The organism is Mesorhizobium huakuii, from assembly GCF_030160235.1.
GTDB classification, from domain to species: Bacteria; Pseudomonadota; Alphaproteobacteria; order Rhizobiales; family Rhizobiaceae; genus Mesorhizobium; species Mesorhizobium huakuii.
Map to the genome: position 1 here is coordinate 151,762 of NZ_BSNY01000012.1, position 22,914 is coordinate 174,675.

20 protein-coding genes and 1 pseudogene are annotated in these 22,914 nt (G+C 62.3%); 19 read left to right on the forward strand and 2 right to left on the reverse strand.

Annotation, left to right across the window (positions count from 1 at the left end; translation table 11 throughout):
- Positions 1-114: 114 nt before the first annotated feature.
- The 12 genes from QQK95_RS05510 to QQK95_RS05565 all read left to right on the forward strand — a co-directional run bounded on the left by QQK95_RS05510 (position 115) and on the right by QQK95_RS05565 (position 13,230).
- Positions 115-1,257 carry an ABC transporter substrate-binding protein gene (locus tag QQK95_RS05510; protein WP_284269789.1) on the forward strand — a complete coding sequence of 381 codons (1,143 nt, stop codon included), beginning with the start codon at positions 115-117 and terminating at the stop codon, positions 1,255-1,257.
- Positions 1,257-2,108, forward strand: a complete 852-nt coding sequence (locus tag QQK95_RS05515; protein ID WP_284269790.1) for an IclR family transcriptional regulator — start codon at positions 1,257-1,259, stop codon at positions 2,106-2,108. The genes QQK95_RS05510 and QQK95_RS05515 overlap by 1 nt, the downstream gene beginning before the upstream one ends.
- A gap of 76 nt (positions 2,109-2,184) precedes the next feature.
- Positions 2,185-3,168 (forward strand): sugar ABC transporter substrate-binding protein, encoded by a 984-nt coding sequence (locus QQK95_RS05520; protein ID WP_284269791.1) that lies wholly within the window; start codon positions 2,185-2,187, stop codon positions 3,166-3,168.
- Positions 3,169-3,236: 68 nt separating this feature from the next.
- On the forward strand, positions 3,237-4,220 hold the full coding sequence (locus tag QQK95_RS05525) for an ABC transporter permease (RefSeq protein ID WP_284269792.1): 984 nt from the start codon (positions 3,237-3,239) through the stop codon (positions 4,218-4,220).
- Entirely contained in the window at positions 4,210-5,742 is a 1,533-nt protein-coding gene (locus QQK95_RS05530; protein WP_284269793.1) for a sugar ABC transporter ATP-binding protein, read from the forward strand. The genes QQK95_RS05525 and QQK95_RS05530 overlap by 11 nt, the downstream gene beginning before the upstream one ends.
- Positions 5,743-5,790: 48 nt before the next feature.
- On the forward strand, positions 5,791-6,786 hold the full coding sequence (locus tag QQK95_RS05535; RefSeq protein ID WP_284269794.1) for an ABC transporter permease: 996 nt from the start codon (positions 5,791-5,793) through the stop codon (positions 6,784-6,786).
- A 1-nt stretch (position 6,787) separates the two neighbouring features.
- Positions 6,788-7,573, forward strand: a complete 786-nt coding sequence (locus QQK95_RS05540) for an SDR family NAD(P)-dependent oxidoreductase (protein ID WP_284269795.1) — start codon at positions 6,788-6,790, stop codon at positions 7,571-7,573.
- A 19-nt stretch (positions 7,574-7,592) separates the two neighbouring features.
- Positions 7,593-8,798, forward strand: coding sequence for a CaiB/BaiF CoA transferase family protein (locus tag QQK95_RS05545; protein ID WP_284269796.1), 1,206 nt, complete (start codon positions 7,593-7,595; stop codon positions 8,796-8,798).
- Positions 8,799-8,800: 2 nt separating this feature from the next.
- Positions 8,801-9,589 carry an enoyl-CoA hydratase/isomerase family protein gene (locus QQK95_RS05550; RefSeq protein ID WP_284269797.1) on the forward strand — a complete coding sequence of 263 codons (789 nt, stop codon included), beginning with the start codon at positions 8,801-8,803 and terminating at the stop codon, positions 9,587-9,589.
- Complete coding sequence (locus tag QQK95_RS05555) at positions 9,586-10,602, forward strand: hypothetical protein (RefSeq protein WP_284269798.1); 1,017 nt, start codon at positions 9,586-9,588, stop codon at positions 10,600-10,602. The genes QQK95_RS05550 and QQK95_RS05555 overlap by 4 nt, the downstream gene beginning before the upstream one ends.
- A 14-nt stretch (positions 10,603-10,616) precedes the next feature.
- A complete protein-coding gene (locus tag QQK95_RS05560) occupies positions 10,617-12,386 on the forward strand; it encodes a CoA-transferase (RefSeq protein WP_284269799.1) in 1,770 nt (589 codons plus the stop codon).
- Between the two features lie 7 nt (positions 12,387-12,393).
- Positions 12,394-13,230, forward strand: a complete 837-nt coding sequence (locus tag QQK95_RS05565) for an SMP-30/gluconolactonase/LRE family protein (protein WP_284269800.1) — start codon at positions 12,394-12,396, stop codon at positions 13,228-13,230.
- A 435-nt stretch (positions 13,231-13,665) separates the two neighbouring features.
- Here QQK95_RS05565 and QQK95_RS05570 read toward each other — a convergent pair whose 3' ends face one another.
- Positions 13,666-14,841, reverse strand: a complete 1,176-nt coding sequence (locus tag QQK95_RS05570; protein WP_284270544.1) for a mandelate racemase/muconate lactonizing enzyme family protein — start codon at positions 14,839-14,841, stop codon at positions 13,666-13,668.
- Positions 14,842-14,974: 133 nt separating this feature from the next.
- Between QQK95_RS05570 and QQK95_RS05575 the strand changes: the two genes are divergently transcribed.
- The 5 genes from QQK95_RS05575 (at position 14,975) to QQK95_RS05595 (ending at position 19,908) form a co-directional block, all read left to right on the forward strand.
- A complete protein-coding gene (locus QQK95_RS05575; protein WP_407660590.1) occupies positions 14,975-15,610 on the forward strand; it encodes a GntR family transcriptional regulator in 636 nt (211 codons plus the stop codon).
- Between the two features lie 127 nt (positions 15,611-15,737).
- Positions 15,738-16,970, forward strand: a complete 1,233-nt coding sequence (locus QQK95_RS05580) for an ABC transporter substrate-binding protein (protein WP_284269802.1) — start codon at positions 15,738-15,740, stop codon at positions 16,968-16,970.
- Positions 16,971-17,077: 107 nt separating this feature from the next.
- The gene (locus tag QQK95_RS05585) at positions 17,078-17,980 is read left to right on the forward strand and encodes a carbohydrate ABC transporter permease (protein ID WP_284269803.1); all 903 of its coding nucleotides are present in this window, start codon (positions 17,078-17,080) and stop codon (positions 17,978-17,980) included.
- Positions 17,973-18,818: a carbohydrate ABC transporter permease gene (locus QQK95_RS05590; protein WP_284269804.1), complete on the forward strand. Its 846-nt coding sequence runs from the start codon at positions 17,973-17,975 to the stop codon at positions 18,816-18,818. The genes QQK95_RS05585 and QQK95_RS05590 overlap by 8 nt, the downstream gene beginning before the upstream one ends.
- 10 nt (positions 18,819-18,828) lie before the next feature.
- The gene (locus QQK95_RS05595) at positions 18,829-19,908 is read left to right on the forward strand and encodes an ABC transporter ATP-binding protein (protein WP_284269805.1); all 1,080 of its coding nucleotides are present in this window, start codon (positions 18,829-18,831) and stop codon (positions 19,906-19,908) included.
- Here QQK95_RS05595 and QQK95_RS05600 read toward each other — a convergent pair.
- Positions 19,865-20,070: pseudogene (locus QQK95_RS05600) on the reverse strand (hypothetical protein); the annotation flags it as partial. The gene QQK95_RS05595 and the pseudogene QQK95_RS05600 sit on opposite strands and share 44 nt — an antisense overlap.
- 175 nt (positions 20,071-20,245) lie before the next feature.
- On the opposite strand from QQK95_RS05600, the gene QQK95_RS05605 reads away from it, so the two are divergent.
- A complete protein-coding gene (locus QQK95_RS05605; RefSeq protein WP_284269806.1) occupies positions 20,246-21,277 on the forward strand; it encodes a substrate-binding domain-containing protein in 1,032 nt (343 codons plus the stop codon).
- A gap of 97 nt (positions 21,278-21,374) precedes the next feature.
- Positions 21,375-22,910, forward strand: coding sequence for a sugar ABC transporter ATP-binding protein (locus QQK95_RS05610; RefSeq protein WP_284269807.1), 1,536 nt, complete (start codon positions 21,375-21,377; stop codon positions 22,908-22,910).
- Positions 22,911-22,914: the final 4 nt, after the last annotated feature.

Sequence of the window (22,914 nt, forward strand, 5' to 3'; positions counted from 1 at the left end):
TCAGGGAGGCGAGTACTGATTTGCATATGTGAAAATTACTTGTCTATGTGAAAATACCTGCTACGACTGCGGGGCAGGGCAGACATGCCCGGTTCCAGGGAGGAATTGCCTGAAATGACAAGACTGCGCGGTCTTGCGTGGGATCATCGACGTTGCTGGGGTCCGCTCGACGCCAGCGTGGCGCCGTTTTGCGCATCCAATCCCGGCCTGGAAATCGAATGGGACCGCCGCAGCCTCTATGAATTCGGTGAGGGCGCGCTTGGCCCGGTGCTCGACACTTACGATCTGGTCGTGTTCGACCACCCTTTCATCGGCGACATCGCGAAGGATGCGCTTATGGTTCCGTTCGACGCCTATCTATCGGTCGAGCAAATCCGTTTCTTCGAACGCGATTCAGTCGGTGCGTCTTGGCGTTCCTACGAAAAGAGCGGACGCCAGTGGGCGTTGCCGATCGATGCCGCCTGCCAGGTCGCGTCCTATCGTCCGGATCTCCTCGAGCGTTACGGATCGGTGCCGCGCACGCATGATGAGGTGGTGGAACTTGGCCGGCGTGCGCGCAAGGACGACAAGTGGCTCGGCCTGCCCTCGGTGCCGACGGATGCCATGTGCATGCTTCTGACGCTCGGCCATCCGCAGGAAGACGGCGAGCAATTCATTGCCAGGGAAGCGATCGAACAGGCCATCGGGCAATTGCGGGAGCTTGCGGCGCTGTCGCATCCCAGCTCAGGCAAATGGAACCCGATCCGCTGCTATGACCATATGATCGCGCATGATGACGTGGTCTATGTGCCGTTCGCCTTCGGCTATGTGAACTACGCGGCGAAGAACGACGGGCCATATCTGCGCTTCTCCGACGTGCCGACCCCCCACTCCGCCGGTGCCTTGCTCGGTGGTGCCGGCATCGGCGTCAGCGCCCAGTCGAAAAACAAGCAGGCCGCGATCGACTACGCACTGTTCCTATGCTCGCCCGAATATCAGCGAGGCGACTATGTGAAGTCGGGCGGGCAGCCGGGATCGCGGGCGGCCTGGATGGACGCCGGGGTCAACAATCTCTCGGGCGATTTCTTCAGTTCGACGCTGCGGACGATCGCCTCGTCTTACCTGCGTCCGACGCATCCCGGCTTCATCGCCTTCTTCCGCGAATGCGCACCGCATGCCGCCGCTGCCATCACCGGCGACATATCGGCGGCCGAACTCGCTGACCACGTCAATCGCCTCTATCGCGAAACCAGGCAACCGGAACGGAGCGTCGCGTGATGGCCGCCAGTATTGCCGAAACGCTCGACGAAGCCGAAGGCGGCCGCAGTGGCTATCGCGTGCCGGCAGTGGACAAGGCGCTCGACGTCCTGGAGTTCATGGCCGCCAGCGCCGAAACGCTGACCCAGACCGAGATCGCGGCTGGCCTCGGGCGTTCCATTCACGAAATCTACCGTATCCTGCTTTTGCTGGAGAAACGCGGCTACATCTTCCGCACCCAGTCGGATCGCTTCCGACTGTCGCTTAAACTGTTCGAGCTCGCGCACATGCATCCACCGGTGAACCGGCTGGTCGAATGCGCGCTGCCGGTGATGCGCGAACTGACCGCCAATGCCGACCAAAGTTGTCACCTCGTGGTGCGCGAAGGTCAGAACGCGCTGGTCGTCTTGCAGATCGATTCACCATTGCCCATGCGCTACTCGGTTGCGCTTGGATCGCATTTCCCGATCCTCGAGACCAGTTCGGGTGCCGTGCTGCTCGCCCATTCGAACCGCGCCGAGCGTGATCGGATTGTCGAGCGCATCGTGGCCGCCGGCGAAGGGCAGGGCACGCGCGCGGAAATCGAGGCGCGGCTGAACGACGTAGCCAAACTCGGCTACGAGATGCGCGCTTCCCTGGCGGTCGAAGCCTGCACCAACATCTCCATGCCTGTGCGCGATCACACCGGCGGCGTTGTCGCCGCGCTTACCGTCCCGCTGCTGCCGCAGAAGGCGGCGCGGTTCGACCGGCAAACCGTCTTCGAACGCACCCGAGCCGCCGCCGAGAAGATATCGGCGGCGCTTGGCTGGGGCGAAGCTACCGCTCCGTTACGTGCCGACCCGGAACGGCGGGACTACCCGTTCAGCGATTAACAAAAGCGATAAACCTGGGAGAAGAGACATGTACTGGTCCAAGTCAATCCTATTTGCATCCGCGGCTGCGCTGGCCATGAGTGCCGCGGCCGCGCATGCCGAGAACATGCCTAAGCGCATCGGCTACGTCACCAACTATGCCACTCACGAGTGGTACCAGAACGTCATCAAGGGCATGAAGGCTCATGGCAAGGAGCTCGGCATCGAGGTCGAGGTACAGGACGCCAATCTCGATATATCCAAGCAGGTCGCCGCGGCCGAGGACTTCATTGCCAAGGGCGTTGACGTGCTGATCATCACCCCGGTGAATGAAGAAGGCGTGGTGCCGCTGCTGCGTCAGGCCAAGGCCGCCAACATCCCCGTGGTGCTCGAGGGCAACCCGGTCAAGGGCATGACCACGATGGTCGCCATCTGCGACTACGACACAGGCTATTTCTCCGGCGTTGAGGCGGGCAAATACGCCAAGGAGAAGCTCGGTGGCGTCGCCAAGGTTATGAATGTCGGCCTTCCCCTGCTTTCCGCCACGGTGCTGCGCTCGCACGGCTTCATGGACGGGCTGAAGACCATTGTCCCTGACGCCGTCATGGTCCACGACCTTGACGGCGGTGGCAATCCGGACCGCGCGCTCGAAGTGTCTTCGGCCGCACTCGCCAAGAACGCCGACATCAACATCATCTACGGCATCAACGACTCGTCATCGCTCGGCGGCCTGCAGGCCTGGAAGGCGGCCGGAAAGTCGCAGGATGGCTTGCTCACCGTCGGCACCGGCGGCGAAGGGCTTGCCTTCATCAACGCCATGCAGAACGAGCCGTCCTATCGCATCGAGGCCGCGATGTTCCCGGAGAAGGAAGGCTTCACGGCAATCGACGCCGCGGTCAAGCTCTTCAACAACGAGGAAGTGCCGGAGCACATCGTGAGCCCCACCGCGCCCATGAACGGCGAGGACTGGAAGAAATATTACGATTATGACGGCAAGACCCGCACCATCAAATGGGATGCCGTCAACGCGCTGCAGCCGCCGGCGAAGTGCATGAAGACCTCGGCTGATCTGAAGAAGTAAGGCCGGCCCTCCGCCCTTCCCGCAAAGCGGGAGGGGCTCCCTTGGCAATCGGCCCGGAATGGACTGAGATGAGCGAACTCACACACGCCTCCGCGCCAAAGCGCTTTATCGGCGGCCAATTGCTGGGCAGCAGCCAGCTTGTGCTGGGTGTCATACTGGCGGTGCTGTGCATCGCCATCTCGATCGCGGCGCCGCAATTTTATTCGGAGGCCAACATCATCGCCATCCTGCGCCAATGCGCGCTGGTGCTGATCGTTGCCTCGGGCATGACCATGCTGATCATCACCGCCGAGGTCGACTTGTCGGTCGGCGCGTCGCTCGCCTTCGTCGGCTGTATCGGCATGGCGGTGCTCAATTCCACCCACAGTCTTGCACTCGGCATGCTGGCGGCACTCGCCTTTGCCGGTGGCGTCGGCCTGTTCAACGGCCTGGTCGTCACCCGGCTCAGGGTCAATTCGCTGATCGCCACCATCGGCACGATGATGATGTTGCAGGGTGGCGTCTACCTGTTCACGCGCGAGGCGGTGCAGAACCACAATCAGCTGGCCAGCTTCACCGATCTTGGCGCCGGCTATGTCGGCGCGGTGCCGGTGCCCGTCATCCTGGCGGCCCTGATCTTTGTTGTTGCCTATGTGACGCTGCGCTTCACCACGCTCGGCCGCTACCTCTATGCGGTGGGCGCCAATGAAAAGGCGGTGCGCCTGTCCGGCCTGCGCTCCGAGCGCCTCAAGCTGTTTGCCTTTGTCGTCACCGGCCTTTGCGTCGGCGTTGCCGGCATGATCCTGTCGTCGTTGATGAATGCTGGGCAGCCGACAGCCGGCCGCGGCTTCGAACTCACGGTCATCGCCGCCGTCATCCTCGGCGGCACCAGCCTGCTCGGCGGCCGTGGGTCGCTGTTCGGCACCTTGCTCGGCGTGCTGGTGCTGAAGGTGATCGACAACGGCATCATCATTCTCGGCTTGAACCAGGATCTGCAGATGGTGGTGCCGGGCGTCGTCATCATCCTGGCCACCTATCTCGACATCATCCGGAACAGAGCCAATGTCCGTTGATTTTCTCCACCCAAGCGAAGGCGCGGCCATCGATGGAAATGTGCCGGCGCTTGAACTGCGGGGCATAGACAAGCGCTTCCCGGGTGTCGTGGCGCTGGAAAATGTCGACTTCACCCTGGAGGCCGGCAAGATCCATGCCTTGATGGGCGAGAACGGCGCCGGCAAGTCGACGCTTATCAAGATCATGGCCGGGGTCTACGGCAAGGAAGCCGGCACCATCCGCATGCGCGGGCGCGAGGTTGACATCAAGTCACCGCGCGACAGCTTGAAGGAAGGCATCAAGGTCGTGTTCCAGGAGATCGCGCTGATCTCCGAATTCACCGTTGCCGAAAACATCTTCCTCGAAGGCTATCCGACCGGCAAAATGGGCTCGATCGACTGGAAGAAGATCCGCGCCGATTCTGCCGCCCTGTTTAACCGCATCGGCTTCAATGTCGATCCGGCGGCGCGCACGGGATCGTTGCCGGTCAGCCAGCAGCAAATGGTCGAGATCGCCCGCGCGCTCGCCCATGAGGCCCGGGTCGTGGTGATGGACGAGCCGACATCCTCACTGACGCCGAATGAAGTGTCGCTGCTGTTCACCGTTATCCGCAGGCTCGCGGCCCTCGGCATAGCGGTGGTCTATGTCAGCCACAAGCTCGACGAGGTGTTCGAGATCGCCGACACGGTGACGGTGCTGCGCGACGGGCGCCACATCTCGACCAAGCCGATCGGCGAGCACACCAACGATACGCTGATCCAGGACATGATCGGCCGGCGTATCGACAATCTGTTTCCCCGTCAGCGCGGGGCGGCCGGCAGCAAGATTGCCCTGTCGGTGGAAGGACTGAGCACGGCGAAGAAGCTGCACGACGTGTCCTTCGAGGCGCGCGCCGGCGAGGTGCTCGGCTTCTTCGGCCTGATGGGTGCGGGACGCACCGAACTCGCCAAGGCGATCGTCGGTTATGACCCGATCACGTCGGGCACGATAGCTGTCGACGGCATCCGGCTGGCCCCACACGATACGCGCACCGGCGTCAAGCTTGGCATTGGCCTGCTCACCGAGGATCGCAAGAGCGAGGGGCTGATGGGTGAACTGCCCGTCTACCAGAACGCCAGCCTGGCCTCGCTCGGCGCCTTCGCCCGCCTGGGGTTCGTCGACAAGGCCAGGGAGCACCGGGCGGTGCAGGACTATGTCGACCGCTTCCGCATCAAGACCCCCAGCCTTTTCCAGCAGGTGAAGAATCTGTCGGGCGGCAACCAGCAGAAGGTGCTGATCGCGCGTTGGCTGATGCGGGGCCTGAAGGTGATCGTCGTCGACGAGCCGACACGCGGCATCGATGTCGGTGCCAAGTCGGAAATCTTTGCACTGATCGACCGCCTCGCCGGCGAAGGCCTGGCGGTCATCATGATGACGTCCGAGATGCCGGAGTTGCTCGGCCTCGCCGACCGCATCGCGGTGATGTGCGAGGGCCGCCTGACCGTGATCATGTCGCGCGAGGAAGCCACGCAGGAGAAGATCCTCAATGCAGCGATTGGGTAGGACGATGACATTTGGCGATCTGCCCCGCCTCTTCGAAGGGAGCAAGCGATGAGCCTTGCAAGCACGACTTCGACAAAGGCCCAGCCGTCCCCGCTGGCGCGGCTCTTTGCCCGGCAGGAAGTGGCGCTGCTCGTCTGCCTCGTCCTGGTGCTGGCGTTCTTCTCGGTGACGGTCGACAATTTCTTTTCGGTGCGCAATTTGACCAACGTGCTTGGCCAGGCGTCACTGCCCCTGATCGCTGGCATCGGTTGCGCCATCGTCTTCATTTCCGGCGAGGTCGACATCTCCATCGGTTCGCTGCTGGCGACCATCGCGCTGCCGCTGATCATTATCATGAACGATACCAATTCGCTGCTGCTCGGCATCGGCGGCGCGCTGCTGTTTGGGCTGATTATTGGCGTGGTGAACGGCTATCTCACCGCCTATGCCGGCATCAACTCGCTGATCGTGACGCTCGGCACGATGTTCATCATGCGTGGCGGCGTCTATCTCTACACCGGCCAGCGCGCCATCCCGGACGATGCCAGTCTCGACAGCTTCATCGCGCTGTCGGATGGCCGGCTGTTCAACGTCCTGCCCTATTCGGCGGTCATCGCCATCGTCCTGCTCGCCGTCTTTGCCTACATGATGCAGCACCGACCGTTCGGGCGGCAGATCTATGCCGTCGGCGGCAATCAGGAAGTGGCGCGGCTGGCGGGTTACGATGTACGGCGCGTCAAGTTCATCTGCTTCATCATCAGTGCGTTGCTGGCCACGGTCGCCGGCATCATCCTGGCGGCACGCGTCGGCTCGGCGCAGCACACGGCGGGGCTCAATTTCGAATTCCAGGTGGTCGCCGCCACGGTGCTCGGCGGGGTGAGCCTTGCCGGCGGCATCGGCAGCCTGACGGGCATGGCGCTAGGCGTGCTGATCCTGCAGTTCCTGTCCAACGGCCTGCGCGGGCTTGGCCTGCCGACGGAATGGCAGCTTGTCATCACCGGCATGATCATCATCGCCGCCGTCGCCCTCGACGAGGCAAAGCGCCGGCGCGCGAATGGAGGCTGACATGACTCGTCTTGCGGGAAAAACCGCTGTCATCACCGGTGCCGCCGACGGCATCGGCCACGCGATCGCGCAGGCGATGGCGCGCGAAGGGGCGCATGTCTTCCTCGGTGACATCGCCGACGGCGCGGGCGAGGATTTCGCCGTCGCGCTACGCGCGGCCGGCTACGAGGCTGACTATGTGCATTGCGACGTCTCGCAAGAGGCCGACATATCAGGCCTCATCGACAGCGCTGTCACCAAGGCCGGGCACCTCGACATCCTCGTCAACAACGCCGCCGTCGCCATCGGCGGCATGCCGGTGCACGAGATGACCGACGAGCAGTGGCACCGGCTGATCGCGGTGAACCTGACCAGCGTGTTTCGCTGCTGCAAATACGCGCTGCCGCACATGATCGCGCAAAAGTCGGGCTCGATCATCAATATGGCCTCGGCGCAGGGCCATATTGGGCTCGATGGCTGGACCGCCTATGCCGGCGCCAAGGGCGCGGTGATGGCGATGACGAGGCAGATGGCGGTCGAGTTCGGACCGATGAACATCCGTGTCAATTCGATCTCGCCGGGCACCATCAACACGCCGATGAACGACAGGCTGGTCAAGGAAATCGGCAGCAACCTCGCCAAAGCCTGGGTCAAGATGCATCCGCTCGGCCGCATCGGCGAGCCATCCGAAGTGGCCGAAGCCGCCGTCTACCTCGCCTCCGATGCCGCCGGCTTCACCACCGGCACCGATCTGCGCGTCGACGGCGGGCTGACCGCCGCCCCACGCTACGTCCCCGAACTGCTTTGAAAACGAAACGAGACATGAAATGAACAAGGCCCTCGAAGGCGTCCGGATCCTCGACTTCAGCCATCTGCTGCAAGGGCCGTTCGCCACGCAACTGCTCGGCGACATGGGTGCCGATGTCATCAAGATCGAGCGCGCCGGGGCCGGGGACATGTTCCGCGGCATGACCTTCTTCGCCAAATGGGTCGGCGGCTCGGAGAGCCCGAATTTCCTTGCCTGGAACCGCAACAAGCGCTCCATCGCGCTCAACCTGAAGAGCCGCAAGGTGCATGCAATCCTGATGGAGATGGCCAAGAACGCCGACGTGGTTGTGCAGAATTTCCGGCCCGGCGTGCTGGCCAAGCTCGGTTATGGCTATGAGGATTTCAAGGCCGTCAATCCGCGCATCATCTACTGCTCTGGGTCCGGCTATGGCGAGGAGGGCCCCTATGTCGAGCGTCCCGGCCAGGACATGCTGATCCAGGGGCTCGCCGGGCTGATTGCCAACACCGGCCGCGGCGATCAGGCGCCGGTTCCCGCCGGCGCCGGCCTCGCCGATCAGATCGGTGCCATGAACATGGTCTACGGCATCCTGTCGGCGCTCTACTATCGCGAGAAGACCGGCAAGGGCCAGAAGATCGAGGTCAATCTTCTGGCCGGCCTGATGGCGCATCTCAACCAGGAATATGTCGCCGTGCTCAACCTCGGCGAAGATTTCGTGCGGCCCAATTCCGGCATCGGCCATCCCGGCATGCAGGCGCCGTTCGGCATCTACGAGACGAAGGATGGTGGCTACATATCGATCGCCATGAGCCCGTTCAAGACGCTCTACGAGGTGCTCGATGCGCCCCAGCTTGCCATCTATGACGAACTGAAAACCCTGTTCGACAAGCGCGACGAGGTGTTCGAGAAGGTCAACGCCGAGACGAGGAAATTCGCGACGCAGGATCTGCTGGCACGGCTGCTGGCGGTCGACATCTGGTGCGCCGAGGTGAAGGACATCCGCCGCGCGGCTGAGGATCCGCAGGTCAGGCATATGGGCATGATCACCAGTTATGATCATCCACGCGGCGGCAAAGTTCGGGTGGTCGCACCGGCGGTCAAGATGAGCGAGACGCCGGCAACCATCGAGCGCCCGGCGCCGCTCGTCGGCCAGCACGGCCGCGAAATCCTGGCCGAGTTCGGCCTGTCGAAGGACGAGATTGCCGCTCTGGAAGCGTCCGGTGACATGACTGTAGACGCGGCCTGACGATGAGCGACTACCAGACACTGACGGTCGAAACCTCGGGCCGCGTCGCGACGGTCACCTTCCGACGCGCCAACCAGCTCAACGCCATGAACCGGCTGATGCAAGGCGAGATCACCGAAGCCTTCGAGGCGCTCTCGGAAGATGCCGGCGTTGGTGCGATCGTCGTCACCGGTGAGGGGCGCGGCTTCATGGCCGGCGCCGACATCAAGGAATATGCCGCACAGACGGGACCTGAATTCGATACGTTCCAAGCCGCCGGAACCCGCATGTATGCGGCCATCGAGAACAATCGCAAGCCGGTGATCGCGGCGGTCAACGGTTTCGCGCTGGGCGGCGGCATGGAACTGGTGCTGTGCTGCGACATCGTGATCGCGAACCAATTTGCAAAACTCGGGCTGCCCGAGATCAAGCTCGGACTGATCCCCGGCGGTGGCGGCACGCAGCGCAGCGTCGCCAAGCTTGGCCGGAACCGCGCCAACCTCCTGCTGATGACCGGCGCCATCGTGCCGGCCTCCGAATTCGTTGCCGCCGGCCTGGTCAACGAGATCGTTGATGTCGACCGGCTGCTGCCACGCGCGTTGGAAATGGCGGAGATGATCGCCGCCGAGCCCGCCGCGGCGATAGAAGGCCTGAAGATGCTGACCGCGCATGCCCTGTCGGGCCATCTGGCTGATGGTCTGGCCATGGAGCGCGGCATATTGGGTGACCTCTACCGCGGCGAGATTGGTCAGCAGCGCATCAAGGAGTTCGCTGACCGGAGTGCTGCGCCGGTGAAGAAGGCCGAGCCGTGAAAAGTGGCGAGGACTATCGCGGGCTGGGCTGGGCGCATGGCGCGCTGACCGTCCAGCGGCTCGGCGCGATGCTGGCGCCTGTTACGTTCTTGCTGGCGAATGGCCAGCAGATATCACCAATGCATGTCGCACCATGGGCGAACGAGCCTGGTGCGGAGGTGCTGCCGGGCATTCTGCGCCGATTGCGCGGCGAATGGCCTTGCGTGCCCTTCGGCTATTCGGTGCCTGCTGAAGGATGGCCGGAGAACTGGGCCTGCGTGATGGGTCCGCCGGAGCCGGACGAAGAAATCCACGGCCACAGCTCCAACCATGACTGGACCTGGCGCGACAGCGGCAGCGGATCATTGTCGCTGGCGCTCACCTATCCCCAGGCAAGCCCGGTCGAATATGTCGAGCGGACGGTGACACCCGATCCTGTGGTTCCGGCCATCGATATTCAATTCAAGATCGTCGTTCGCCGTGCCTGCCGCCTGCCGATCGGCCTGCACCCGGTGTTCCGGCTGCCACTCGAGACCGGTGCCGCCGGGTTGGAATTCGGTGGCTTCGATGAGGGACGCACCTATCCGCACGATGTCGAACCCGGCGCAGCGCTGTTTGCCCCGGATAGAACTTTTTCCGAACTGACAGCCGTGCCATCGCGCACAGGAAAGGTGGTCGATGCCTCGCGGCTACCCCTGGCTGCCGCCACGGAGGAGTTGCTGCAGATCGAGGGTGCCGACGGTATGGCAGCGCTCGTCAATCACGAGGAGGGCTACCGGGTAGCGCTCTCCTGGCAGAAGGAGCATTTCCCGAGCCTGCTGCTCTGGTATTCCAATCGCGGCCGCAAGGCGGCCCCCTGGAATGGGCGTCATGTCGCCATCGGCATCGAGCCGATCTGCTCGCCCTTCGGGCTCGGCCCGGCGACCGCACTCGCCGACAATCCCGTTGCGCAATCCGGCATTGCGACGGCGGTGGAATTTTCGCCTGAAAGACCGTTTGTGACCCGCTACCGCATCGAGGCATCCGCGCTGTGAAAGATCATGCCGCAATGTCCCTGGTCAAGCCGAACCGGCCACGCTTCACCGATGTCGAGGGACTGGCCGCGATGGTCTGCCAGGGTGACTCCTTCGGGGTCGGCGGCCACCATTTTGCCCGCCTGCCGGTCGCATTGCTGCGCGCGATCGCCCGGTCCTGCATCAAGGACTTGCGCTATGTTTGCTGGGCCGGCGGCTTGCCGCTCGAACTGCTGCTCGAGGCGAATGCGGTAGCGGAAATAGACCTCTGCTTTTCCAGCCTCGACATTTTTGGCCTTCCGCCAAGGTTCCGGGCGGCTGCCGAGAGCGGCGCACTACCGGTCCGCGATTGGACTGCCCTGGCCATGATCCAGGCCCTGCGAGCGGCGCAGCAGAACCTGCCGTCAATGCCGTTCCAGCTGCCGGATGGATCCGACATGCTGGCGCGAGTACCGGGTGCGAGCTGCAGGCCCGATTCGATTTCAGGGGCCGCTACCGGATTTATCCCGCCGCTGCGGCTCGATACATTCGTCGCCCACGCTCAGCGCGCGGATGAAAGCGGCAACGTCCAGATCATCGGGCCGCGTGCACTGGACTTCGCCATGGCGGGTGCCGCGCGGCAGGTACTGGTCACGGTCGAGGAAATCGTCCCGGTTGGGGCGCTGCGGCAGGACGGGCGCCAGAGCATTCTCACTCGCAATCAGGTTTCGGCCATCGCATTGGCACCAGGCGGCGCCTATCCGGCATCCTGTCTGCCATTTTATGTCACGGATTATCAGAAATTGTCGGAGGCATTCGCGGCCAGGGAAACGCCTCTGGCGCACAATCTGCGCCTGCCGTCAGAGGGCATGCCGGCTCCCGTTCAAGACGCTGCGAAAGTCCGTGCCGAAACGGTCATCGCCGTGCCCTCGCTCGCGCCTGAGAAAAAGACCCCATCCGTCGACGAGATCATTGCCGCTCGCATTGCCGCCGAACTCGATAATGAGAGCTTTGCCAGCGCGGGCGCGGTGTCGCCACTAGCCAACGTCGCCTACCGGCTGGCCAAGGCGACGCACGCGCCGGACATGATCATCGCGACAATGAGTTGCGGCCATCTGGACATTCAGCCGAGCCCGATGATCCTGTCGCTGATCGAAAGCCTGGATTGCGAGACGGCGGTGACGCATGCCGGCGGCGACGACACCTATTCGACCTACTATCAGGCGGGTGCCGTCACGCATGAGATTGTCGGCGCGGCGCAGGTCGACCGGCGCGGCCAGGTCAACACCATCGCGCTGCGCAAACCGAGCGGCGGCCTCATTCGGCTGCCGGGGCAGGGAGGCATGGCCGACGTTGCCAACATGCACCGCGACTATTTGCTCTACATTCCTCGTCATTCGGTTCAGTCGCTGGTGGATGAGGTGGAGATCGCGAGTTCCGCCCGCGGGCTACTGACGCCGGCAGAGCGGGAGCCGATGGGCTATCGGACCGGCCAGGCGCTGGTGTTCACCGATCTCTGCGTCTTCCGGCTTGACCTGATATCCCGGGAATTGATCGTCATTGAGACCATGCCAGGCGTCATGCGGCAGCAGATTCGCGATGCCACCGGGTTTGCGGTGACCTTCGACGACGATTGCCGGGAGGTTCCCTTGCCTTCCCGCGATACGCTCGCCGTTTTGCGCAATCGCATCGACCCGCTTGGCCTGCGTCGCCTCGAATTTGTCAGCGCCAAGGAACGCGGTGCGCTGATCGCCGAGATCCTCGCTGCCGACCGCGCGATGGTCGGGCGCTGCATCGCCGCACAGAGATCGTACATCGCAAGCTGAGGGCCCCATGGTAAAGCCGTTGCTCGATATGTCCGCCGCGCGCGTTTTCTTCGACGGCATCTTCACCAGCCCTCGCGTCGCGCACCCGGAAGGCGTGGCCGTCCACCGCGACGGGTCGATCTGGTGCGGCACCGAAACCGGCGACCTCCTGCGGCTGGCCGCCGACGGCGGCTCGGTCGAACGTATGGGCGGGACGGATGGCTTTCTGCTCGGCATAGCCTTCGACGATTTGGGAAATTGTTTTGTCTGCGATCTCAGATATGCCGCGATCTTTCGGTGGGATGCCGCGACCGCGCGCATGGAGCGCTTCGCGTCGTCCGGCATCCGCGTGCCGAATTATCCTATCGTCGACGAGGCGAGAGGCTGGCTTTACGTGTCGGATAGCGTTGGCGAAGACAATCGTTCCGGCATCTTCCGGTACGATCTCAAAACGGGCGAGGGCCGTCTGTGGTGTCAGGAGCCGATGTCCTTCGCCAATGGCATGGCCATGGCGCCGGAGGGAAGCGGGCTCTATGTGGTGGAAAGCAATGCGTCGTGTGTCAGCTACGTGCCAATCCTTGCCGACGGTGCGGCTGGGCCGCGACGGGTCGTTATCAAAGATGTGCATAACGTCCCGGATGGTCTAGCCTTCGCCCCGGATGGCTCGCTGTTCATTTCATGCTATGAGCCCAGCCGGATCTACCGCTGGCGCAAGGACCGGGGACTCGAGATACTGATCGAGGATTCGGCCGCGACGACGCTCGCACACCCCACCAATATCGCATTTAAGGGCAACAAACTCTACACCGCCAATCTCGGCCGCTGGCACATTACCGAGATCGATTTGACCTTGCCCGGTCGATAAAAGGACGTTCGGCCGCCTACGGCCGCGATCTCAATCACGTCAAGCAATCTTTGCCGACCTCAGGCACCTCATGCGAAAGGCCGCAGAACGAACCGCTGAAGCCACATGGCAGCGTATCGGAACGCTCGTGTAGAGCGTCTGGCGATCTGGGCAAGGGTCTCGCAGGCCGTTTGGCCGGCGTGCCAGCATCTCGGCAAGTATGACTATCTCCGATACCTGCCTGAATTACTGCCTTCAAAAGATTGAAGATTGTCTGCCGTGCTGGCAATCCCTCGCCGGTCCAAGCCTCGTAAAGCCAAGTAAAATCTCTGTTGCCTCGAAATGGCCCCGTTCGGACCACCCTGAGACGCGGCTAGAGCAATTTCAGGAAAAGTGTGAAAGCGCGTAGCGCTTTCCCTGGGGAATTGCGTCGAAACAAAGAGTTAGAGCGAACGATCACTGCGGCCCTGATCTGGACTTCAGCTGCCCTGCTGCTTCAACGGGAAGGCGTGGATTTTCCGGCGCGGCGCCAAGCTCCGACCTTGCCAGGCGCCTTGGCCTGGTCCATTCGCCGCGCGCTTTTTCCGACAGCACCAATCCATGGCCTGGCCGATCGGGCGCGTAGGCGTAGCCGTCCCGGATTTCGATGGGCTGTTCCACCAGATGATCGAAGTTCTGAAATGAATATTCCAGCCATTCGACCTCTGGAAGCGCGACCGCCATATGCACGCCAACCTCCAGGAACGTGTTGCCGATGCTGACCGGTATCCCGAGTTCGGCAGCCAGCCAGCCGATGCGCATGACATCCGTCACCTGGCCGTGGACATTCAGCATGTCGGCCGCATGGGCTTCCAGGAGCAGCCGTTTGCCCTGGAGATCCAGATACTCGCCGCTATTGATCTGGGTCCATGTGACGGCATGCCTGAGTGTTCTCAACCCTTCATGGTCGTGACGCAGGATCGGATCCTCGACCCACAGAAGTTCGTGACCGGCCTCGCGGATCGCCACCAATTTCGTGAGCGCCTCCTTCGAGGTCCAGGCCTCGTTCGGATCGATCATGACTTTTGACCCGGCCGGCACGCAGGTCTTCAACAGTTCCAGGCGCCGCAGATCGCGGTCGAAATCCCGGTGGCCGAGCTTGATCTTGAAAGCCGAGTAGCCAATCGACGCCGCATGGGAGAACAACGAGACGAAGGCATCGTCGTCGAGGTGAAAATCGAGGCCGCTGGCATAAGCTTTCACCCGATTGCGGCGACTGCCAAGCAGGACATGCAGGGGCAGGCCGGCTTCCTTCGCCGCAAGATCCCAAAGCGCTACCTGAACCGCCTCGTGAAAGGGCAGGGAGTAAGCCCGCTGATTGCCGCCGCGCGGGCGGTTCACTCGGTGGACCAGGGCGATCGCCCTGTTTCCCTTCAGGGTCGGCCAGACCTCATGTTCGAAAACGCTCTCGATCTCCTGCTGATCAGGCAGTGGATTGAAGAGCGTCTGGATGAATCCCAGCCCCACCTCGCCACTTTCGGAAACGAGTTCCAGCGCAGCGACGTTGACATCGTCCGCCCGAACCTGACTGTCCCCGATTACCCGGTCGCGAGCGAACTGAAATCGGGTTATACGAAAATGCGAAAGGCTCATCACAGGGGCTTTCTGATCGGTTACGATATCAAACTGATCTATCAGATGGTATCTTACTACCGAACCAATGGAGGGGCCGCAAGTGGCGGGCAAAGCAAAAACTGACTCTTCTCCCCTCGTGGCGGCCGCCCGCATGAGCGACGTCGCCTATGAACGAATCCTGGAGGGCCTGTTCGACCGGCGCGTTCCGGCCGGGGCATTCATCTCGCAAAACGAGCTGTCCGCGATCGTCGACGTGCCTGTTGCCCCGCTTCGCGACGCCCTGCGTGTCCTTGAAGCGGAAGGGATCCTGACCATCCACCCGCGCTCCGGCATCCAGTTCGTCAGGCCAGGCCTGGAGCTTACGCGCGCCACCTACCAATTCCGCTCCATCGTCGAGCGCGCGGCGGTCCGTGTTTTTGCCGAACAGGGCGATGAAGCCGTTATGAATGCCTTGGAAATCCGGCATTCCAGGCTGCTTCGACGTGTGGAGCGCGATGGTCTTGGAGCAGAACAGCTGGAGGAGATGGACGCGTTGGAGGGAGAGTTGCACGGCGCGGTCATCGCCGCGCTGCGCAATCCCCTGATCGACAGCACCTACCGGCGCATGCACAATTATCTGCGCCTGCTGCGGCTCGACAGGAAGATCACGACACCCATCATGATCCGGACGCTCAAGGAGCACCTCGACATCCTCGAGGCTTGCGGCACAAGGAATGCCGACGCCGCCGAGGCAAAACTGCAGGCGCATTTCCAGGCGGCGATGCAGCGAAGCCTGGGTCTTGTCTGACACGTCAATGACGATCCGTCGCTTTGCCCAGTTGCGCTCCGGGGCGGTTGCATGGCGTGGGAAAGGATGCTACCCAAACGTCAACTGATCGATCAGATTGATGATCTGATATCTTGGAGGAGATCGCATGCAGTTGAACAAGAGGCAGTTTCTCATGGGTTCGGCGGCCCTGGCGATGGCAGGGCATATCGGCGGCGCCCGCGCCGCGAGTGCCATCAGTTACTGGCACCATTTCACCAGCCAGTCGGAAATGGCCAGCCTGCTGAAGATTATCGCATTGTTTCAGGCGGCGAATGCCGATGTGGCGGTGACGCAGGAGAACATCCCGAACTCCGAATATATGGCGAAGGTCTCTTCGGCCGTGCTGGCCGGTGGCCGGCCGGACACCGCCATGGTGATCGCCGAGCGTTTCGCTGATCTTACCGCGATGGAGGGGTTGGTCGATCTTACCGAGCGGGTGAACGGCTGGAAGGGCAAGGCCAATTTCCCCGAAAATCGCTGGACCGGGCTTTCCAGCAACGGCGCCATCTACGCGGTTCCCGCCTTCGTCGATTGGATGTACTACCGCGCCGACCATTTCGAGGAAGCCGGACTGGCCGGGCCGCCGCGGAATTTCGACGAATTCCTGAGCGCCTGCCGCAAGCTGACCGATCCGTCGAAGGGTAGATATGCCTTCGGCATGCGCGCCGGCGCCGGCGGTTTCAAATATGTCATCGATGTCATGGAGGCGTTCGGTTCGCCGATCGTCAAGGATGGGCAGCCAGCCATCGACAGGGCCGCGGCGATCGAGGCGATTACGTTCTATTCCGATCTCTTCCTGAAGGAAAAGGTCGTCCCGCCGAGCGCGCCCAACGACAGCTACCGCCAGATCATGGAGGGCTTCCGCACCGGGCAGACGGCAATGGTGTGGCACCACACCGGTTCGCTGAATGAAATCTCGGCCGCGATGAAGCAGGGCAAACAATTCTCGACCGCGCCCATGCCGGCTGGTCCGAAAGCGCATATCGCTCGCGTTGCCTACGCCGGCAATGGCATCATGAAGGAAGACAATATAGAGGCTGCCTGGCGGTGGGTGAGTTTCTGGGGCGAGACCGAAGCTGCCCTGGCCTTGCTCGAAGGCACGGGCTATTTCCCGGCCTCCGCAGCTGCCCTGCAAGATCCGCGGATCACCGGCAATCCAATCTATCACGCGGCGGTCGAAACGCTCGGGTTCGGTCGTCTGCCGAACAATTTCGTCGGCGCGGCGGGTTGGTCCGAAAATGTCGTCAACCCGGCTTTTCAATCGGTGCTCACCGGTCAGTCGACACCGGAACAGGCTGTGGACCGTATGATCCAGGGCCTCGAGGCTGCCCTTCGCTGATACATCCCCGCACGGCCTGCTCCGACTTGCGGCCATGCCCTGAACGCAACGGGACGATGCCTTCGCATCGCGGATCCATGACACCAAGCTCGAGCGGATATCGGCCTTTGCGGGCTCTCGGCGAACTGTCCGAGACCCGGTACTGGATCTATTTGCTGCTCCTTCCCAGCCTCGTCATGATCCTCCTGGTGATCGCCTATCCGACGCTTTACGGCATGGCCATCAGTTTTCGTGAGATGCGTCTGACGCGTCCCGGGCTGGGTGGCTGGGTCGGCTTCAAACATTATGCGGCAATGTGGTCCGACCCTGTCTTCTGGATCGCCCTGAAGAATACGGTCGTGTGGGTGACGGCGGCCGTCGTGCTGGAACTGGCGCTTGGCCTTCTCGCCGCGACGGCTCTCAACAGGGATTTGCCCGGCACGAAGGTCTTTGCCGTGCTGATCCTGCTTCCCTATTTCCTGCCCAACGTCGTGGCGGGTCATATGTGGGCCCTGCTGCTCGATCCGAGGCTTGGGGTCATCAATGATCTCCTTGTTCGCGCGGGCATCCTGCAGACCTACAAGGCATGGTTCGCGGATCCCAATACCGCGCTCGCGGCGACCGTCCTCGTCGAGGCGTGGCACGGATTTCCATTCTTCGCGCTGCTGTTGCTTGCGGGCCTGAAGAGTATTCCCGAAGATCTTTACAAGGCAGCGGCGGTGGACGGCGCGGGCGTCTCGGCGCAGCTCAGGCTGATCACCTTGCCCATGCTCAAGACCGTGATAGCGGCGGCGGTGATCCTGCGCGTCATCGGTCTGGTCAATTCGCCCGATCTGCTCCTCATTCTCACCGGCGGCGGACCGGGAGACGCCACGCAGGTCCTGTCGCTATACGCCTTCCAGACCGCCTACAAGGAATTCAATTTCGGCTACGCATCCGCGCTGTCGGTGGTCATGTTCGTGATCCTGATGATCTTCGCGGCGGCCTATATCCGCCTGTCCAGGATTACCAAGGGAGAGGGCGATGATTGAAAGCAAGCGCCGCCGGCGGGTGATTGCCAACATCGCCACCTATTTCGTCCTCGCGACCCTGTCGATGTTCTGCATCGGTCCGATGATCTGGATGTTTCTGACATCGCTCAAATACGAGGCCGACATTGTCACCCAGACCATGCAGTACATACCGAGGCGCGTCACCTTCGACAATTATGTGGCGATCTGGACGCAGTCCGGCTTTCCGCGGCTGATAGCCAACAGCCTGGTCGTCACCTTCCTGACGGTGACGATCTGCGTCGCCACGGGCACGCTTGCTGCCTATGCATTTTCACGCTTCGCCTTTCGCGGCCGAACGCAGCTCATGCTCGGTTATCTCGTGGTACGCATGTTCCCCGCGGTCATGATGATCATTCCCCTTTATGTCGTCATGCGCGGAGTCGGCCTCGTCGACAGCCGTTTCGGACTTGCGCTTGCCTATACGAGTTTCCTTTTGCCGCTGTTCGTGTGGATGCTCAAAGGTTTCTTTGATTCCGCACCCAAGGAACTCGAGAGCGCGGCGCGCATCGACGGCTCGACACGGCTTGGCGCCATGGTCCGCATCGTCATGCCGCTCGCACGCAACGGCCTGGTGGCAAGTTCGGTGTTCATCGCCATCGCCGCCTGGAACGAGTTCCTGTTCGCGCTGATGCTGACCACGGGGCAGGGATCCCGCACCTGGCCCGTGGGCCTGCAGTTGATGGTCGGCGAATTCCAGCTTCCATGGGGTGTCCTGGCGGCAGGCGGCATTCTCAGCATTCTGCCTGTCATCGTCCTCTTCGCCATCGTCCAGCGAACCATGGTTCAGGGGCTGACCGCGGGCGCCATCAAAGGTTAGGAGTATTCGCATGGCGACACTTTCCATCAAGGACGTGCGCAAGTCCTATGGCTCCGTTCAAGTCCTTCACGGGGTCGATATCGAGCTCGAGGACGGAGGCTTTCTGGTTCTGCTCGGACCATCGGGATGCGGCAAGTCGACCCTGCTCAACATGATTGCGGGCCTGGACGACACGTCGGGCGGCGACATCCTGATCGGCGGACGCTCGGTTGTGGATCTCGCGCCTAAGGACCGCAATATCGCGATGGTATTCCAGTCCTACGCACTTTACCCCACCATGTCGGTGGAGAGAAATATCGGCTTTGGATTGGAAATGCGTGGCGTGGACGCCGACCGGCGCAAGCGCGCCGTCGACGATGCCGCGCGGCTGCTGCAGATTTCGCATCTGCTCGACCGGCGCCCCGCCAATCTTTCGGGAGGACAGCGGCAGCGCGTTGCAATGGGGCGCGCGATCGTGCGCGACCCGGAACTGTTCCTTTTTGACGAGCCGCTTTCCAATCTCGATGCAAAGCTTCGTGTTGAAATGCGCACGGAGATCAAGCGCCTGCACGAGCGTCTCGGCACGAGCATCGTCTATGTGACACATGATCAGATCGAGGCGATGACGCTGGCCACCAAGGTGGCGGTGATGAAGGGCGGCCACATCCAACAGTTTGCCGATCCTCGCACCATCTATGAACGGCCGGCCAACGTATTCGTCGCGAGTTTCATCGGATCGCCGGCAATGAACTTCCTGCCCGGGCGCCTGGTCTCGGACGCCAATGGCGTGCGTTTCGCAGCAAGCGGCGTATCGGTCGCATTGCAGGCCGGCAAGCAGCCGGTTGATTCCGAGCGCCCGGTGATCCTGGGCATAAGGCCTGAAGAGCTGAAGGTGGCCGGGCGCGATGAAGCGTCGGTCACCGGGGTGATCGACGTTGTGGAGCCTACAGGGCCTGAAACCATGGTGACGGTGCAGGTTGGCGACCAGTCGATCATCGCCCGCCTGCCGCCGAGGTTTGCTGGCCGGCGAAACGAGCCGATATCCCTTGCCGTCGATCCGGCCAGCGTCAACCTGTTCGACCCCGGCAGCGAACAGCGCATCGATATCTAAGGCACCGACTCATAAAGCGCATCCAGATTTTGGCTGAGCGAGTTTGACGAGAGCAAGGTAGTTTTCGCTGTGCTTTTCGAAGCGGCTGGCGGCGGCGCGGAAGTGTTTGCGTTTGCTGAAGAAGCGTTCGACGAGGTTGCGGTAGCGATAGAGGAAGGCGCTATCATCCCTTCTGAAATATATTTCACTATATGAATTATATTGACAGAACGCGCCGGGACTGTAATGTCCGGGTCGTCGGCTTTCGGAGGAAGGCCGGCTTCATCAAATCCATACGGCAGCGTTCGCAGGGCGTCTGCGGCGGTCATTGAGGATGGCTTCGGCCAAGGGAGGAAACTTGCGCAAATTTCTGAGCACGCTTGCAATCGCGGCGGCTGCATCGACCTGCTTTGGGCCGATGCTGGCACGCGCCGAAACCGCCAACCCGTTCAAATGCGAGCCGGGTGAAAAATACGTCATGAACGTCATGGTCTCGGGCGTCGAATACTGGTTCCCGGTCTATGAAATGTTCAAGCAGGCCGGCCAGCAGTTCGGCTGCGAGACCGCTTATACGGGCACGCCGGAATACGACGTCAACAAGCAGATCGCCACCTTCGACCAGGCGCTGGCGCAGAAGCCGGCCGGTATAATGGTGCACCCAATGAACTCCGACCCGTTCATCGAGCCGATCAACCGCGCCATCGAACAGGGCACGGCGGTGGTGACCTTCGCCGCCGATTCGCCGAATTCCAAGCGTGTCTCCTACATCACGTCAGACAATGTCGCCGAAGGCACCTATGCCGCCGACGCCGTCGCCAAGGCAATGGACGGCAAGGGCGAATATGCCGTGCTGGAGAATCCAGGCCAGGACAACCACGACAAGCGCGTCAACGCCTTCGTCGCCCGCATGGAGGCTAAATGGCCCGACATGAAGCTCGTCGGCCGCGCCGCTTCGAACCAGGATCCGACCAAGGCCTATCAGGCGGTGCTGAGCCTGGCACAGGCGCATCCCGACCTCGGTGCGGTGTTCATGCCGGAGGCCAACTCGGCCATCGGCGCTGCCCAGGCGACCAAGGAAGGCGGCGGCAAGATCCGCGTCATGCTCGCTGACGTCAATGCCAAGATCCTCGACATGATCAAGGCCGGCGAAATCTTCGGCTCGGTCAATCCGAACCAGGGCATGCAGGGCTATATGGGCTTCATGCTGTTGTGGATGGCCAAGCATCCCGACCTGATCGACCCGATGAACGACGCCAAGCGCTCGGGCTTCAATCCGATGAGCGTGCCCTTCGTCGACAATGGATTCTCCATCGTCTCCAAGGACAATGCCGACGACTTCTACTGGGACAAGTACCTCAAGCGTCGCGGCACCAGGGGCATCGAGGAGTAGCCTCGATCTAGCTGCTCCGGCCTCAGCGAGGCCGGACCAATCGGGAAGGGGGCTTCGGCCTCCTTCCTCCCCCGCAGGTTCATTGCAGGAGCATGGCGTGACTCAGGCGCCCATTCTTGAAATCCGCGGCCTGTCCAAGGCATTTGGCCCGGTTAAGGCGCTGAGCGACGTGCATTTCGAGCTGCGGCGCGGCGAGATCCACGCGCTGTGTGGCGAGAATGGCGCCGGCAAGTCGACGCTGATGAATATGATCGCCGGTGTGCTACAGCCTGACGAGGGCGACATGCTGATCGACGGCGAGCGGGTTTCGATCCCGACGCCCGCGGCCGCCCAACGCCTCGGCATCGCGCTCGTTCATCAGGAGATCGCGCTCTGCCAGGACGCGACGGTCGCCGAGAATATCTACATGGCCGCGATCAACAGCCGGCGCGCGCCGTTGATGGATTTCCAGAAGCTCTACGCCGATGCCCAGAAGGTCATGGATCTGCTTGCCCCCATTCCGGTGCGCATCAGGGTCGCCGACCTCTCCATTTCCAACCAGCAGCTCGTCGAGATCGCCAAGGCGCTGACGCTCGACTGCAAGGTGCTGATGCTCGACGAGCCGACGGCGGCATTGACCGAGAGCGAGGCGCAACGCCTGTTTTCGATCGTGCGTGGGCTCAAGGAGCGCGGCATCTCTGTGGTCTACATCAGCCACCGCATGGCCGAGATATTCTCGCTGTGCGACCGTGTCACCGTCTTCCGCGATGGCCGCTACGTGGCGACCGACCCGGTCGCCGCCGTTTCGCCTGATGACGTGGTGCGCAAGATGGTCGGCCGCGAAATCACCCAGCTCTACCCCGACAAGCTGGCGACGAAAGAACCTGGCCGCTTGCTGCTTTCGGTTGAGGGCCTTTCCGATGGCCACCGCTTTGCCGAGGTCGATCTCCAGCTTCGCGCCGGCGAAATTCTCGGCATAGGCGGACTGATCGGCGCCGGCCGCAGCGAGATTGCGCAAACGATCTGCGGCTTGAGATCGATGACGGCAGGAAACGTTGCGCTCGACGGAAAGCAACTGCGTCCGCGCGGCTATGGCGATGCGGTCAAGGCGGGGCTGGTCTATCTCTCGGAGGATCGCAAAGGCTCCGGCGTGTTCCTCGATCTGCCGATCGCGGCCAACATTTCAGCGCTCGACCTCGCCAGGCTGACGGGGCCACTCGGCCTGCTCGACCGCAAGGCCGAGGATCGTCAGGCGCGGGAACTGACCGGCAGGCTCGGCGTGCGCATGGCTGGCATCGAGGCCGCCGTCTCGACGTTGAGCGGCGGCAACCAGCAGAAGGTCGCCATCGCCAAGCAGCTATCCGTCAACCCCAAGGTCATCATCATGGACGAACCGACCCGTGGCATCGATGTCGGCGCCAAGGTCGAGATCCACAGGCTGCTGCGGCAGCTCGCCGAGAGCGGTGTCGGCGTCGTCGTCATTTCGTCGGAACTGCCGGAGCTGATCGGCCTGTGCGACCGCGTCATGGTTGTGCGCGAAGGCAGGATCGCCGGCGAACTTGGTGCCGGCGAACTCGGCGAGGAAGCCATCATCATGCTCGCCTCGGGTGTCCAGGACAGTTCAATTCAAAGGCGGACCCAGAATGTCGCCTAGGGAA

Bases quoted from the DNA above. Each gene is read 5' to 3' on its own strand.
- QQK95_RS05590 (WP_284269804.1), top strand. From the start codon at position 17,973: ATGATTGAAAGCAAGCGCCGCCGGCGGGTGATTGCCAACATCGCCACC.
- QQK95_RS05595 (WP_284269805.1), top strand. From the start codon at position 18,829: ATGGCGACACTTTCCATCAAGGACGTGCGCAAGTCCTATGGCTCCGTT.
- QQK95_RS05530 (WP_284269793.1), top strand. From the start codon at position 4,210: ATGTCCGTTGATTTTCTCCACCCAAGCGAAGGCGCGGCCATCGATGGA.
- QQK95_RS05525 (WP_284269792.1), top strand. From the start codon at position 3,237: ATGAGCGAACTCACACACGCCTCCGCGCCAAAGCGCTTTATCGGCGGC.
- QQK95_RS05515 (WP_284269790.1), top strand. From the start codon at position 1,257: ATGGCCGCCAGTATTGCCGAAACGCTCGACGAAGCCGAAGGCGGCCGC.
- QQK95_RS05565 (WP_284269800.1), top strand. From the start codon at position 12,394: ATGGTAAAGCCGTTGCTCGATATGTCCGCCGCGCGCGTTTTCTTCGAC.
- QQK95_RS05560 (WP_284269799.1), top strand. From the start codon at position 10,617: ATGTCCCTGGTCAAGCCGAACCGGCCACGCTTCACCGATGTCGAGGGA.
- QQK95_RS05535 (WP_284269794.1), top strand. From the start codon at position 5,791: ATGAGCCTTGCAAGCACGACTTCGACAAAGGCCCAGCCGTCCCCGCTG.
- QQK95_RS05520 (WP_284269791.1), top strand. From the start codon at position 2,185: ATGAGTGCCGCGGCCGCGCATGCCGAGAACATGCCTAAGCGCATCGGC.
- QQK95_RS05540 (WP_284269795.1), top strand. From the start codon at position 6,788: ATGACTCGTCTTGCGGGAAAAACCGCTGTCATCACCGGTGCCGCCGAC.
- QQK95_RS05510 (WP_284269789.1), top strand. From the start codon at position 115: ATGACAAGACTGCGCGGTCTTGCGTGGGATCATCGACGTTGCTGGGGT.
- QQK95_RS05580 (WP_284269802.1), top strand. From the start codon at position 15,738: ATGCAGTTGAACAAGAGGCAGTTTCTCATGGGTTCGGCGGCCCTGGCG.
- QQK95_RS05575 (WP_407660590.1), top strand. From the start codon at position 14,975: ATGAGCGACGTCGCCTATGAACGAATCCTGGAGGGCCTGTTCGACCGG.
- QQK95_RS05570 (WP_284270544.1), bottom strand. From the start codon at position 14,841: ATGAGCCTTTCGCATTTTCGTATAACCCGATTTCAGTTCGCTCGCGAC.
- QQK95_RS05550 (WP_284269797.1), top strand. From the start codon at position 8,801: ATGAGCGACTACCAGACACTGACGGTCGAAACCTCGGGCCGCGTCGCG.
- QQK95_RS05545 (WP_284269796.1), top strand. From the start codon at position 7,593: ATGAACAAGGCCCTCGAAGGCGTCCGGATCCTCGACTTCAGCCATCTG.